Origin of the sequence: uncultured Algibacter sp. (genome assembly GCF_947487575.1) — a bacterium.
GTDB lineage: Bacteria > Bacteroidota > Bacteroidia > Flavobacteriales > Flavobacteriaceae > Algibacter_B.
Map to the genome: position 1 here is coordinate 1 of NZ_CANKXG010000010.1, position 13,839 is coordinate 13,839.

12 protein-coding genes are annotated in these 13,839 nt (G+C 33.1%); 7 read left to right on the forward strand and 5 right to left on the reverse strand.

What is annotated here, in order from left to right:
- Positions 1-176: 176 nt before the first annotated feature.
- The 4 genes from Q0870_RS12075 to recA form a co-directional block, all read right to left on the reverse strand.
- Positions 177-1,739: an outer membrane beta-barrel protein gene (locus tag Q0870_RS12075; RefSeq protein WP_298555770.1), complete on the reverse strand. Its 1,563-nt coding sequence runs from the start codon at positions 1,737-1,739 to the stop codon at positions 177-179.
- Positions 1,740-2,282 (reverse strand): RNA polymerase sigma factor, encoded by a 543-nt coding sequence (locus tag Q0870_RS12080; RefSeq protein WP_298555888.1) that lies wholly within the window; start codon positions 2,280-2,282, stop codon positions 1,740-1,742. It lies immediately after the preceding gene.
- 23 nt (positions 2,283-2,305) lie between these two features.
- Positions 2,306-2,719 carry a hypothetical protein gene (locus Q0870_RS12085; protein WP_298555771.1) on the reverse strand — a complete coding sequence of 138 codons (414 nt, stop codon included), beginning with the start codon at positions 2,717-2,719 and terminating at the stop codon, positions 2,306-2,308.
- Between the two features lie 147 nt (positions 2,720-2,866).
- Positions 2,867-3,874 carry a recombinase RecA gene (gene recA / locus Q0870_RS12090; RefSeq protein WP_298555772.1) on the reverse strand — a complete coding sequence of 336 codons (1,008 nt, stop codon included), beginning with the start codon at positions 3,872-3,874 and terminating at the stop codon, positions 2,867-2,869.
- Positions 3,875-4,353: 479 nt separating this feature from the next.
- On the opposite strand from recA, the gene Q0870_RS12095 reads away from it, so the two are divergent.
- The 3 genes from Q0870_RS12095 to Q0870_RS12105 are packed head-to-tail and all read left to right on the forward strand — an operon-like array spanning position 4,354 to position 6,913.
- Positions 4,354-5,421, forward strand: a complete 1,068-nt coding sequence (locus Q0870_RS12095) for a rhodanese-related sulfurtransferase (RefSeq protein ID WP_298555773.1) — start codon at positions 4,354-4,356, stop codon at positions 5,419-5,421.
- Positions 5,422-5,438: 17 nt separating this feature from the next.
- Complete coding sequence (locus Q0870_RS12100) at positions 5,439-6,683, forward strand: peptidase U32 family protein (protein WP_298555774.1); 1,245 nt, start codon at positions 5,439-5,441, stop codon at positions 6,681-6,683.
- Complete coding sequence (locus tag Q0870_RS12105; RefSeq protein WP_298555775.1) at positions 6,683-6,913, forward strand: ferredoxin; 231 nt, start codon at positions 6,683-6,685, stop codon at positions 6,911-6,913. Before Q0870_RS12100 ends, Q0870_RS12105 begins: the two co-directional genes overlap by 1 nt.
- 62 nt (positions 6,914-6,975) lie before the next feature.
- Here Q0870_RS12105 and Q0870_RS12110 read toward each other — a convergent pair whose 3' ends face one another.
- Positions 6,976-8,397 carry a peptidoglycan DD-metalloendopeptidase family protein gene (locus tag Q0870_RS12110; protein ID WP_298555776.1) on the reverse strand — a complete coding sequence of 474 codons (1,422 nt, stop codon included), beginning with the start codon at positions 8,395-8,397 and terminating at the stop codon, positions 6,976-6,978.
- 378 nt (positions 8,398-8,775) lie between these two features.
- Between Q0870_RS12110 and ricT the strand changes: the two genes are divergently transcribed.
- The 4 genes from ricT (at position 8,776) to Q0870_RS12130 (ending at position 13,730) form a co-directional block, all read left to right on the forward strand.
- Positions 8,776-10,032 carry a regulatory iron-sulfur-containing complex subunit RicT gene (ricT, locus tag Q0870_RS12115; protein WP_298555777.1) on the forward strand — a complete coding sequence of 419 codons (1,257 nt, stop codon included), beginning with the start codon at positions 8,776-8,778 and terminating at the stop codon, positions 10,030-10,032.
- Positions 10,019-10,513 (forward strand): gliding motility lipoprotein GldH, encoded by a 495-nt coding sequence (locus Q0870_RS12120; RefSeq protein WP_298555778.1) that lies wholly within the window; start codon positions 10,019-10,021, stop codon positions 10,511-10,513. The genes ricT and Q0870_RS12120 overlap by 14 nt, the downstream gene beginning before the upstream one ends.
- A gap of 50 nt (positions 10,514-10,563) precedes the next feature.
- Positions 10,564-12,906, forward strand: a complete 2,343-nt coding sequence (locus Q0870_RS12125; protein WP_298555779.1) for a transglycosylase domain-containing protein — start codon at positions 10,564-10,566, stop codon at positions 12,904-12,906.
- A 122-nt stretch (positions 12,907-13,028) separates the two neighbouring features.
- The gene (locus Q0870_RS12130) at positions 13,029-13,730 is read left to right on the forward strand and encodes a CoA transferase subunit A (RefSeq protein ID WP_298555780.1); all 702 of its coding nucleotides are present in this window, start codon (positions 13,029-13,031) and stop codon (positions 13,728-13,730) included.
- Positions 13,731-13,839: the final 109 nt, after the last annotated feature.

A 13,839-nucleotide genomic window follows, 5' to 3' on the forward strand; every position in this document is an offset into this window, starting at 1 on the left:
GCTTTACGTACCCAGTGTTTTCCGATGTTTTCATTACACTAATGTTTTAGTGTATCGCTATTTCAGGACGGGACAAGTTGGTATAATAAAAAACTGCTCGAGGGGACGAGCAGTTTTTTTTGCGATATGAGTTTTCGAGCTTAAATGAAAACCCATATCCAGATCTAACCAAAAACCTAGAATTTAATAGCGAATCCGGTATAAACACCAATAAAAAATGGTGAAAAATTACCAGAAGTATTATTAAACGTATTGAATTGATATTTAAATATAGGTTCTAAATTCAAATCGAATTTTTTAGAAACCTTATAGTTTAAACCCAATCCAAAGTTTGCACTATAGCTTATATCATTTATATTGTTAGCTTCACCTAGAAATGTTCTAGCACCATTATCTTCTTCAGAAAAAATTTCATTATTATTTAAAAAGAATGAGCTAAAACCTCCAATAAGATTAACTCCAAATTTCTTATCAGAAAGGGTGTATTGAATTTCTAAAGGAATTTCAATATAACCCAAAGCTTGATTAATTGATGCATTTGTTGATGCAAAAGATTTAGGAGTATTCTTTAAAGTTTCAGTGCTAATTACAGAAATATCATCGGCGTTACTACGAGAACTAACATTCTGTAAAGCACTACTATTAGATGTTAGTCCTACTGATTGGAAAACAGCAACATCATTAGTATTATAGCCTAAGTTAACTCTGTTAATACCAGAACGTATGCTTAATTTTTTATTTATAGCATAACTAGCAGAAATACCGTAACTCATATTAACCTCACCAGATTTAGAATTACTGCTAAATTGTGGGTCTATAGATGAGCCTTCTCCTAAAGAATTAAAATAAACAGGGGCTGCATTAGTTGCAACACTCCATCTATGCCCTAATTTACTGTTCTCTTCTTCAAGAACATCTTTGGTTTTATTTAATACATCTTCAATAGAACGATTATTTTCTTCGGTGGTTACTTTGTCTTTTAATTCTTCAATCTTTTCATTGTCTGAATTTGCAATAGCTGAATTGTCTTTTGAAGTTTCGGTAATAAGTGTTTTGGCTTTTTCTTTGGAAACTAGCTTAACTTCACTTTTTGCGTCAACAGATTCGTTTTTTTCTTCTACGGAATTAGCAACAGTAATGTTGTTTTCTAATTCTTTTTGAATGTTTTTAGCTTTATTTTTTTCTTCAGATAAATTATTAGCAATGCCATTATTGTTTCTTGGAGTAATAATGCTTTTCTTGATATTTAATTTATCAGATGACGTTAAATTCGTTTTACTCTCATTCTGATTTTTTGAAGCAGAAGTTTCAGCAATTGAAGTTTCTTTAGAAGATTCAATATTATCGGTTATTACTTCAGGTTGAGTATTAGCATTTGAATTTTCATTAGAATCATTTTGAGAATTATCATCTGAAACAATAACATTAGTTTTAACGGCTTTATTTGTTGCGTCGTTATCTTTTACTTCATTGTACTCAGGAATTACATTTTCACTATCAACAACTTGGTTAGTTGAACTTTCGTCTGAATTATTAAAAAAGAAGTTACCGATAGTTAAAAGGAGTAATAATAATGCTGCAACACCAGCATAACGCCACCAAATAGGAATAACACGACGTTTTTTCTTTTTCTCGTTGAGTTGATCTTCTATATTTTTCCATACAGCATCGCTAGGAGTGGCTTCAAAATCTTTGAACCCTTCCTGAAATAATCTGTCTATATGTTTCTTATCGTTCATTTATAATGATTGAGAACGTTGTGTTGTTTTATATTCTTCTATAGTTTGCTTCAAAATTTGTCTAGCTCGTGCTAAATTGGATTTTGAGGTTCCTATGTTTATTTCTAGCATATCAGCTATTTCTTTATGCGAATAACCATCTAGTACATATAGGTTAAAAACCAACCTGTATCTATCTGGCAATTCTTGAATGATTTTTAAAAGGTAATCAATGGTAACTTCGTCTTCATCAACTTCCAATTCAACATCTTCAATTGTATTTTCATTTATTATATCAAAAACCTTTTCGTTTCGGTAACGTTGTAATACGGTGTTTACAGTAATACGTTTTATCCAACCCTCAAAAGAGCCTTTGTTTTTATACTGTTCAATTTTTTTAAAGATTGTTAAAAATGCGTCTTGCAAATTATCTTCTGCTTCGGCATAGTTTCGTGAATACTTTAAGCATATAGCAAATAATTTACTCGAAAAGAGTTTATATAATTCGCCTTGTGCTTTAGTATCATTAATTTTACAATTTTCTATGAGTTGTTTTAAACTCAACTTAAACATGTATTAATTAATACTTACTCCGTTACGGGCACTTCAATAGTTAAATATTGATTTTCACCATCAATATCTTCACCTTGCCAAAATTTAAAAATATAAGAACCATTGCTGGTTACTTTAAAATTAAATGTTGCTTCTATTAAGTTGTCCTCTTCTAGAGTTTCACAATCGTTGTCATCAAAAACATACGTTATTGGTGCAACGGTTCGTTGATTGTTCTCTTTTAAATAATAAAACTCTCTAAAGTTATGACAGTTTGATGGCCTTAAATACGACACTGTAATGGGATAAATTTCACCTAACATAAACTCGTCAGGAATATCCACACTTTCTACTGGTAAAACTTCAAAACTATAGCTCGTACCATCGTCATCAATACTACAAGATGCACAAATTATAAGTGTTAAGCAAAGTACTAGTAATTTTTTCATAGCAAAATAAATTCAGGGTTAAATACATGTTTGCACTATGTAGATGCGATATAGGTAAAAAGGTTGCGTAGAAAAGTAACTTATTTGAGGCTTAACCTTAAATAAGAACCATAAAATTAAAAAATCCCGAGTTAACGGGATTTTTAATTATTGTTCATCTACTAGTTTTCTAACCTTGGCTTCAAGCTCGTCCATGAGTTCTGGATTGTCTTTTATTAATGCTTTAACAGCATCTCGCCCTTGTCCTAGCTTGGTATCGTCATAACTAAACCAGGAGCCGCTTTTCTTTACAATTTCATGTTCTACGGCTAAGTCTAAAATTTCACCAACTTTTGATACGCCTTCGCCATACATAATGTCAAACTCTGCTAGCCTAAACGGTGGAGCGACTTTGTTTTTAACCACTTTTACACGGGTTTTGTTACCCATAACATCGCCATCTGTACTTTTTATTTGTGTAGAACGACGAATATCTAAACGTACTGAAGCGTAGAATTTTAAGGCATTACCACCAGTAGTGGTTTCTGGGTTACCAAACATAACACCAATTTTTTCACGCAATTGGTTAATGAAAATTACCGTACAATTAGTTTTACTAATGGATGCTGTAAGTTTTCTTAAGGCTTGAGACATTAAACGTGCATGCAGCCCCATTTTAGAGTCTCCCATTTCGCCTTCAATTTCACTTTTCGGTGTTAAGGCTGCAACAGAATCGATTACAACTATATCAATAGCTCCAGAACGGATTAGGTTATCGGCAATTTCTAAGGCTTGCTCACCATTATCTGGTTGAGAGATAATTAAATTATCAATATCTACCCCTAATTTTTCAGCATAAAAACGATCAAAAGCGTGCTCTGCATCAATAAATGCTGCAATACCACCAGCCTTTTGAGCTTCTGCAATGGCATGTAGAGTTAATGTTGTTTTACCAGAAGATTCGGGTCCATAAATTTCTACTACACGACCACGAGGGTAACCACCAACGCCTAAGGCAATGTCTAAACCTAAAGAACCAGATGGGATAGCGTCGACATCAACTACAGCGGCATCACTCATTTTCATTACGGTACCTTTTCCGTAGGCTTTGTCTAGTTTATCTAATGTTAGTTTTAATGCTTTTAATTTTGCTTCTTTTTCTTTATCGCTGCTCATTTCTTTATTTTTTTCTGAAAAATTGTATGCTAAAGTACTATAAGTTTTTTCATGTTACAATAATAGTTTTCAACATAAATGAATGAAGTTAAAAATACGTAATTGAGTATCCAAAAAAATAAATGATTGATTAATACGCAACCTTTTTCAAAAATTTGCATCTAGTAAAGAAAGAGGAAAAAATTTGCTATCAAATTTGCCAAATGAGTTTTGATATATAACTAACTCTAAACTCAACTAAAAGCACCTAAATAATTATTTAGGTGCTTTGTTATTTCAAAACACCTGCTAGACTGCTGTTTTTACTGCTGATTGCGGACTTACCCGCGCTAGGGATAGTAGAGGAAAGCCCACAGCGCAGCGAGGACTTGTAACGGATAGCCCGACCCTTTTTTGGGTAGCGCCCTAATTTTTATAATGATTTAGAAGTTGTACTTTTGCATTTCAAAATATTCTTATAAACTTAAAATTAGTATAGCATGCAACTGTACAATACCTTAAGCGCAAAGGAAAGAGCTGAATTAATCGAGAAAGCCGGAAAGGATCGATTAACACTTTCTTTTTATCAGTACGCTAAAATTAAAAATCCGCAAGAACTTAGAGACAAATTATTTATTACTTGGAATAGCTTAGATGTTTTAGGGCGTATTTATGTGGCCAATGAAGGCATTAATGGCCAATTATCGTTACCAGCTGATCGTTTTGTTGAATTTAAAACACATTTGGACACCATTGATTTTTTGAAAGACATTCGTTTAAACATTGCTGTGGAGCAGGATAATATGTCCTTTTTAAAGTTGAAAGTAAAAGTGCGACATAAAATTGTTGCTGATGGTTTAGATGATGATACTTTTGATGTAACTAATAAAGGAGTTCATGTTGGTGCAGATAAGTTTAACGCCCTTATTGAAGATGAAAAAACTGTTTTGGTTGATATGCGAAATCATTATGAAAGTGAAATAGGGCATTTTAAAAACGCGGTAACTCCTGACGTAGATACATTTAGAGAGTCTTTAGATATAATTGAAGACGATTTAAAGAATCACAAAGAAGACAAGAATTTGGTAATGTATTGTACCGGCGGAATACGCTGTGAAAAGGCAAGTGCTTATTTTAAACATAAAGGTTTTAAAAATGTATATCAGCTAGAAGGTGGTATTATTGAGTATACGCGACAGGTGAAAGATCAAGACTTAGAAAATAAGTTTTTGGGCCAGAATTTTGTGTTTGATGAAAGGCGTGCAGAGCGTATAAGTGATGATGTAATTGCTCAATGCCACCAATGTGGAGAACCTTTTGATACGCATAGTAATTGTGCAAATGATGCTTGCCATTTATTATTTATACAATGTGACACCTGTAAAGCCGAAATGAACAATTGTTGTTCTACTAATTGCAAAGAGATTCATGCTTTACCTTTTGAAGAACAGAAAGCACTTAGAAAAGGGCAAGGGAATAGTAATGATATCTTTAAGAAAGGTCGTGCCGACCATTTGCCTTATAAAAAAGACTTGAGGAATATTTTTGAAAGTTTTAAAAAGGGATAAAAAATAAAGTAGAAATTATGCAAAAGATAGAATTAATGGCACCCGCTGGTAATTTTGAATCGCTTCAAGCTGCTTTAGATAATGGTGCCGACTCTGTTTATTTTGGTGTAGAGCAATTAAATATGCGCGCAAGAGCATCTATAAATTTTACTTTAGATGATTTACAAGACATATCAAAACGTTGTAAAGCAAAAAATGTTAGAACGTACTTAACATTAAATACAATTATTTACGATCATGATTTATCTATCGTAAAAACACTGCTTAATAAAGCTAAAAAAGCAAATATAACAGCTGTTATTGCTATGGATCAAGCAGTTATTGCTATGGCAAGAGAGATTGGTATGGAAGTGCATATATCAACTCAAATTAACGTAACAAATATTGAAACGGTTAAGTTTTATGCTTTATTTGCAGATACTATAGTTCTGAGTCGTGAGCTGAGTTTGCGTCAGGTTAAAAAAATTACAGAACAGATTGAAAAAGAACAAATAAAAGGCCCTTCAGGGAAACTTATTGAAATTGAAATTTTTGGTCATGGCGCACTATGTATGGCTGTTTCTGGTAAATGTTATATGAGTTTACATTCTCAAAACTCCTCAGCTAATAGAGGTGCTTGCAAACAAAATTGTCGAAAAAAATATACCGTTATAGATCAAGAAACTGGTTTTGAAATGGAATTGGATAACGAGTACATTATGTCTCCAAAAGATTTATGTACCATTGATTTTTTAGATGAAGTTGTTGATGCAGGTATTAAAGTTTTAAAAATTGAAGGCCGAGGAAGAGCACCAGAATATGTGGCTAAAGTTATAAAATGTTACCGTGAGGCTATTGATAGTATTGAAAACGGAAGTTATAATAAAGAAGAAGTTATTTCGTGGATGAAAACTCTAGAAACCATATACAATAGAGGATTTTGGAACGGGTATTATTTAGGGCAAAAGTTAGGAGAATGGAGTAAAGGGTCAGGCTCTCATGCAACTCAAAAGAAAGTTTACATTGGTAAAGGCACTCACTTTTTTCCTAAGGCAAAAGTAGGAGAGTTTAAAATTGAAGCTTATAACTTAAATGTTGGAGACACTATTTTAATAACCGGACCAACTACTGGAGCACAAGAATTAGTTGTTGATGAGTTTTTTGTAAATGATGAGAAATTAACAGAGGGAATGAAGGGCGATTTGGTAACTATGAAATTGCCATTCAGAATCAGGCAATCAGACAAACTTTATAAAATTGTGAAAAATAAAGTTGAAGCTTAATGGTAGTTATTACATTACAACGTAATAAGTGTATTGGCTGTAACTACTGCGTGGAGTTAGCGCCAAGTCAGTTTCAAATGTCGAAAAAAGACGGAAAATCGGTGTTGCTACATTCCAATGAAAAAAAAGGCTTTTTTACATTAAAATCTAAGGACTCTTTGATTTTTGAAACGTGTAATAATGCAGCCAAAGCATGCCCCGTTAAAATTATTTCAGTCAAGCATATATAACATATATAGAAAGCAAGCTCAATGTCACAGCGAGCTTACTTTCTAGTCAACCTCTTATAAATTTACTCTTTTATAAACTTTATTATTTTTTTCTCATAGGCGTCGCTTTCTAGCATTAAAAAGTATAATCCGTTTGATAAATTGGATGTGTTTATAGTTTTTATACCTTGAGTGGGTTGATGTATATATTTTATAGATTTCCCAGTGACATTTATAATTTCAGCTTTTGAAATCTTTTTAATTGAAGAGATATTAATTAAATCATTAGTAGGATTTGGAAATATTGATGTGTTTTTTAAAAAGTTGTCTTCAACACTTAAAGCGTTAGTAACATTGAATGGGTGTGTTACTGTTTGTCCGTTGTAAGTGGCTTGCCATTTCCACTCTCCAGGTATATTTGCAGCTCCGGTATAATTCCAATACCAATAAGAGCTATTATAATTAGCATTTAGGGCAAAATCCCATGAATATAAAGCTGTGTTGTTTGGTCTTAATATCTTTAGGTTTATTGTGGTTCCTACTTCCTGATCTCGAAGATAAATAGCAAAATAAATGGTATCAGTTGTTAAAAAATCATTGCTTTCATTTGTAGTTTCTTGAGTTGGACAAGCTGGGAATACTGGTGGAGCACTATGTGTTAGTGCGGCATTAATGTTAGGGTTATTATAGGGTTTTTGGTTTTGCCACCAAGTATCACTATTCATGCTATTGCATGTTCCTGCGTATGGGTCTACTAATACATCTTGTCCAACGCCATTCCATTCAATTTCAGAGTATACCTCAAAATGTAAATGTGGGCCAGTGGAGTTTCCAGAGCTCCCAACTACTCCTAAATATTCCCCTTCTTCCACCATGTCTCCTGCGACTTTAGTGGTTGATGAAAATTGTTTTAAATGGCCATAAACTGCAACACTTCCATCAGCATGTTGTACATATACAAAATTCCAATTAGTTCCATTTAACGAGCAACTCCTATCGGTACGAGAGTCTACCTTGGCTAGAATTTGTCCTGGTGCTGCAGCAACTATTTCAACCTCATCATTATCCATCATTTTCCATTGAAAAGGCCAATTAAAAATATCAATTCCCGCATGATTATATCCACTTGTTGTATCATAAGTTCTAGTGCCACAATTATAGTCTTGTATTTGATTTGGATATGCTGCGTTTTGGTCTACATAGTTTGAAATGCCCCACACATCATTATATTCATGCCCATCTTTTTTCTTTACCGGCCATATAAAAAGTGGATGAGGAACTACATTATTTTTTGAATATGATAATTTTTTTTGAAGTTTTAATTGTTGAATGTTGTTTCTAATATCATTTAAGACTCCCTCTCTTTGTTTGTCAGTTAAACAAGGTATATTTTTAGCATTAAAAGCAAATTCACCTCCATCTGGAGTAAAATTGGGGGTTTGTGCATTTCCAGAACTCATTAAGAGTATTGATAAAATTAAAAAAAGAATAATTTTAGATTTCATAATTAATATTTTAAGAGGGTTATATATAAGTACATACAAAAATTTTTAAAATGTGAGCATAATTATTTAAAAGTGATAACCTTTAGAAGTAAGATACTTACTTTTTTCAAATATTTTTAAATCAAAAAAAGAACTCAGCACAACCTCTAATAAACTTAATTACGAAGTTGAGTTTAATTAAAAATCTTGCTTCTTAATTCTTAGAATAATCTTATATTTACATCGAGAAGTTGGTTTTTTAAAAAGCCTTTTATTGAAACTTCTTAAAAATTCATTATCAAGTTTTACAGAAATATTTTCGGTAATTACAAGATTCAAAAATAGGTATAAACCATCTTCCGATAGATACTTTCTAGTCGGAATCAATATATAAAATATATGGCTTGCGCAAGTTGCTCAACTAAAGACGGCTCACCAAAAGGCTGCAAAAATAATGGTACTTGTGGTACAGATAGTTGTAATAAGCTAACCGTTTTTGATTGGTTGGCAAATATGGCGCTTCCTAACGGAGAAAAACCTTTTAATTGGGTTGAGGTACGTTACAAAAACGGTAGAAAAGAGTACTACAAAAATACAGAAAACTTAACTTTAAGTATTGGTGATATAGTAGCCACACAAGCCAAAGCAGGACATGATATTGGTATGGTTACCCTTACGGGAGAATTAGTGCGCGTTCAAATGAAGCGTAAAAATATTTCTGAAAATCAAGAAGAAGTACTAAAAATTTATAGAAAAGCAAGCCAAAAAGATATTGATATCTGGTCGACAGCAAGAGACAAAGAAGAACCTATGAAGGTTAAAGCGCGTCAATTTGCTATAGATTTGAGATTACAGATGAAAATTTCAGATATCGAATTTCAAGGTGATGCAAGTAAGGCAACGTTTTATTATACAGCTGAAGAACGCGTAGATTTTCGTGAGTTAATTAAAGTTTTTGCTCGAGAATTTAGAACACGTATTGAAATGAAACAAGTAGGCTTTCGTCAAGAAGCAGCAAGACTTGGTGGTATAGGTTCCTGTGGGCGCGAATTGTGCTGTTCTACTTGGTTAACGGATTTTCGTTCTGTTAGTACATCTGCGGCACGTTACCAACAATTATCCTTAAACCCTCAAAAATTAGCAGGACAATGTGGTAAGCTAAAATGTTGTTTAAATTACGAGCTAGACACGTATCTTGATGCTTTAAAAAGCTTTCCTAAAAACGATACAAAATTATATACTGAAAAAGGCACAGCAGTATGTCAAAAAACAGACATTTTTAAAGGGCACATGTGGTTTGCTTATGAAGGTGAATGGATGAATTGGCACAAAATTACTACAGACCAAGCCAATGAAATTATTGAGTTAAATAAGCAAAAGAAAAAAATTGCAAGCCTAGAAGAATATGCTTCAGATCTTGTTGAAAAAGATACTAAAGAAGTGTTTGAGAACGTTGTAGGTCAAGATAGTTTAACACGTTTTGATAGTCCAAAACGCAATAAAAAACGTAGAAATAATAGAAGGAAGGGTAATCAAGGTAATAACAAAGGGACATCAAATACTAATGCAACACCTAATAAGAGTCCAAACCAAAATAGACGAAAAAATAATAATAGAAAACCAAAACCACAAAACAGTAAAAATGCTGAAAAATAGAATCTTATTATTGTTTTTATTGTATTCTTTTATAATAGTTTCTTGCGATTCTAATAGCGTTTATGACAACTATAAATCTGTTCCTAATGCTTGGCATAAAGACAAAATAGTAAGCTTTAAAGTAAAGCCACCAGACTCAACAAACACCTATAATTTGTTTGTTAACTTAAGAAATACAAACGCATATAAGTACAATAATTTATTTTTAATTGTCGAAATGGTTTTTCCTCATGGAAAAACAATTAAAGATACTTTAGAGTATAGAATGGCAGAACCAAGTGGAAAGCTTCTAGGTGAAGGTTTTACAGATATTAAAGAAAATAAATTGTGGTATAAAGAAGGCGTTGTTTTTAACGAAACTGGCGAATACACAGTTAATATTCAACATGCCATGCGAGAAAACGGAAAAGTTAAAGGCATCTTAGAATTAGAAGGCGTAACAGATATTGGGTTTAGAATAGAAAATTCAAATAAAAAATAATCAACATAACTTTAAAACACTTAAGAATTCAGACTTAAGACACTTAAACTATGGCAAAAGTAAAAAAAGAAGCAAAAGCAGTTCAAGATTTTTCAAAATACGTTCGTTGGTTTTGGATGGTTTTTTTGGGTGGAATATTGGCTATCTTGTTAGTGTTTTTATCAGCATCTTGGGGCATACTTGGTGAGATGCCTGATCATACTCAATTAGAAAACCTTAAATCAAATTTAGCTACTGAAATTATTTCATCTGATGGGGAAACACTAGGGAAATTTTATCTTGATGATAATAGGACACCAGTAGGTTATAATGAGTTGCCAGAACATTTAGTTAATGCATTAATCGCTACTGAAGATGCTCGTTTTCATAAACACTCAGGAATTGATGTTAGAGGAACCTTAAGAGCTGCAACTTATATGGGAAGCAGAGGTGGAGCAAGTACTATTTCGCAACAATTGGCTAAATTGTTTTTTACAAGAAAAGCTTCTGGGAATATTGTAAAAAGATTGACCCAAAAGGTGAAAGAATGGGTTATTGCTACCCGTTTAGAACGTCAATATACTAAGGAAGAGATTATAGCTCAGTATTTTAATAAATATGATTTTTTGAATAATGCTGATGGTATTCGAAGCGCAGCAAGAATTTATTTCGGAAAAGAACCAAAAGACTTAAATATTAAAGAATCTGCTATGTTGGTCGGGATGTTTAAAAATTCATCATTATTCAATCCTAGAAGACGCGAAGCTTTAACCAAGAAACGTCGAAATGTAGTTTTGTCTCAAATGGCTAAATATGATTATATAACTGAAGCAGTTAAAGATTCATTACAAAAAACAGAATTAGATTTAAACTATTCGCCAGAATCACATCGTGAAGGTACCGCAACCTATTTTAGAGGTTATTTAGATGGGTTTATGAAAGATTGGATTAAGAAGAATCCTAAACCCGATGGCACAAAATGGAATTTATATAACGATGGTTTAAAAATTTATACTACTATTGATTCCCGTATGCAAACCTATGCAGAAAATGCAGTGCAGCAACATATGCCAAGGTTACAAGCAGAGTTTTTTAATCAAAATACACCTAAAAGAAATCCAACAGCACCGTTCTTAGAACTTGAAAAAGAAGAGATTGATGCCTTAATGAAAAGAGGAATGAAACAATCTGAGCGATGGAGGCATATGAAATATGATTTAAAAAAATCAGATAAAGAAATTGAAGCATCTTTTCAAAAAGCAACAAAAATGTCTGTTTTTGCATGGAAAGATGGAAAAGCCTCAGAAGTTGATACTATCATGAAGCCCATAGATTCTATGCGCTATTACAAGTCTTTTTTAAGAACTGGTATGATGTCTATGAATCCTCAAACAGGTCATGTAAAAGCTTGGGTTGGGGGGATTAATTACAGACATTTTCAGTATGATATGGTTAAACAAGGAAAACGTCAAATAGGGTCGACATTTAAACCTTTTGTTTATACTGCGGCCATAGATCAGTTGCATTATTCACCTTGTGATGAATTTCCTGATGTTCCATATTGTATAGAAGCCAATAAGTATGGAAACCCTGAAGAGTGGTGTCCTAAAAATTCAAGTAACGATTATGGCGGAACAAGAACTTTAAAAAATGCCTTAGGCAACTCAGTGAATACAGTTACGGCTCAATTAATTGATAAAGTTGGACCACAAACCGTTGTTGATTTAGTTAAGAAATTAGGAGTTGATTCTGAAATGCTTCCAGTGCCTTCTATAGCTTTAGGAACACCCGACATTAGTGTTTATGAAATGGTAGGTGCCTACGCATCATTTGCCAATCATGGGGTATATACAAAGCCAGTAATGGTTACAAGTATCGAAGATAAAAACGGAACTATATTATACCAATTTAAACCTGAAACGAAAGATGTGTTAAGTGAAGAAACGGCTTATGTTGCTGTTAAACTAATGGAAGGCGTTACTCAAGGTGGTTCAGGAACAAGATTAAGACATGCCTGGGCAACATATAGACCTGAGTATAAAGAGGTCGTTACGGGTTATCCTTATGAACTGACAAACCCAATTGCTGGAAAAACAGGAACAACTCAAAACCAAAGTGATGGTTGGTTTATGGGTATGGTGCCAAATTTAGTAACTGGAGTTTGGGTTGGAGCTGAAGATCGAGCTGCCCATTTTAAAACCATTACCTATGGTCAGGGAGCTACAATGGCATTGCCTATTTGGGGGCTTTATATGAAGAGTTGTTATGCCGATAACGAATTAGATATTTCTACAGAAGAGTTTGAATCTCCTGAGAATCTATCTATAAATGTAGATTGTTCAAAACATACGAGTACAACCGATGCAGAAGAAGATACTGATGATGAAACACCTGAAGATTTAGATTTCGGATAGAAATAGGTAGTAATTTTATAAAATCGACGAAACCATTCTGAAAAGAATGGTTTTTTCTTTTTCAAAAATTTAGACATATCATTCAATTATTCGTAATTTTATACTGCAAAAACTGAATAATCATGATTAATAAAAAAGTAGCTAATGTTCAAGAAGCTTTAAAAGGTGTTTCCAGCAACATGACTTTTATGCTTGGTGGTTTTGGGCTTAGCGGTATTCCTGAAAACGCAATAGCAGAATTAGTGAAACTTGGGGTAAATGGCTTAACCTGTATTTCTAATAATGCTGGGGTTGATGATTTCGGATTAGGATTGCTACTTCAAAAAAAGCAAATCAAGAAAATGGTTTCGTCTTATGTAGGAGAAAATGATGAATTTGAGCGCCAAATGCTTTCAGGAGAATTGGATGTTGAATTAATTCCTCAAGGTACTTTAGCAGAACGCTGTAGAGCTGCTCAAGCAGGTTTTCCTGCTATATATACGCCTGCCGGATTTGGAACTGAAGTTGCTGAAGGTAAAGAAACTCGTGAGTTTGATGGGAAAATGTACGTTTTAGAACATGCATTTAAAGCTGATTTTGCATTTGTAAAAGCTTGGAAAGGTGATGAGGCTGGAAATTTGATTTTTAAAGGGACCGCTAGAAATTTTAATCCTAATATGTGCGGTGCCGCTAAAATAACAGTGGCTGAGGTTGAAGAAATGGTACCGTTAGGTGAGTTAGATCCTAATCAAATTCATATTCCAGGCATATTTGTGCAACGCATATTTCAAGGTGAGGTTTATGAAAAGAGGATTGAACAACGTACTGTAAGACAAAGAGATTAAATAAATAAGTTAAAAGTTATAAGTACTTAAAGAGCGCTAAAGTTAAAAGGGTAAAGCGCGTTTTTTTAAAACTTTAAGCACTCAAAACTTTAGGCATTTAAAACTTAAA

Excerpts from the sequence above, each read along its gene's own strand:
- ricT (WP_298555777.1), top strand. The coding sequence starts at position 8,776 with ATGGCTTGCGCAAGTTGCTCAACTAAAGACGGCTCACCAAAAGGCTGC.
- recA (WP_298555772.1), bottom strand. The coding sequence starts at position 3,874 with ATGAGCAGCGATAAAGAAAAAGAAGCAAAATTAAAAGCATTAAAACTA.
- Q0870_RS12085 (WP_298555771.1), bottom strand. The coding sequence starts at position 2,719 with ATGAAAAAATTACTAGTACTTTGCTTAACACTTATAATTTGTGCATCT.
- Q0870_RS12075 (WP_298555770.1), bottom strand. The coding sequence starts at position 1,739 with ATGAACGATAAGAAACATATAGACAGATTATTTCAGGAAGGGTTCAAA.
- Q0870_RS12125 (WP_298555779.1), top strand. The coding sequence starts at position 10,564 with ATGGCAAAAGTAAAAAAAGAAGCAAAAGCAGTTCAAGATTTTTCAAAA.
- Q0870_RS12110 (WP_298555776.1), bottom strand. The coding sequence starts at position 8,397 with ATGAAATCTAAAATTATTCTTTTTTTAATTTTATCAATACTCTTAATG.
- Q0870_RS12130 (WP_298555780.1), top strand. The coding sequence starts at position 13,029 with ATGATTAATAAAAAAGTAGCTAATGTTCAAGAAGCTTTAAAAGGTGTT.
- Q0870_RS12095 (WP_298555773.1), top strand. The coding sequence starts at position 4,354 with ATGCAACTGTACAATACCTTAAGCGCAAAGGAAAGAGCTGAATTAATC.
- Q0870_RS12100 (WP_298555774.1), top strand. The coding sequence starts at position 5,439 with ATGCAAAAGATAGAATTAATGGCACCCGCTGGTAATTTTGAATCGCTT.
- Q0870_RS12105 (WP_298555775.1), top strand. The coding sequence starts at position 6,683 with ATGGTAGTTATTACATTACAACGTAATAAGTGTATTGGCTGTAACTAC.
- Q0870_RS12120 (WP_298555778.1), top strand. The coding sequence starts at position 10,019 with ATGCTGAAAAATAGAATCTTATTATTGTTTTTATTGTATTCTTTTATA.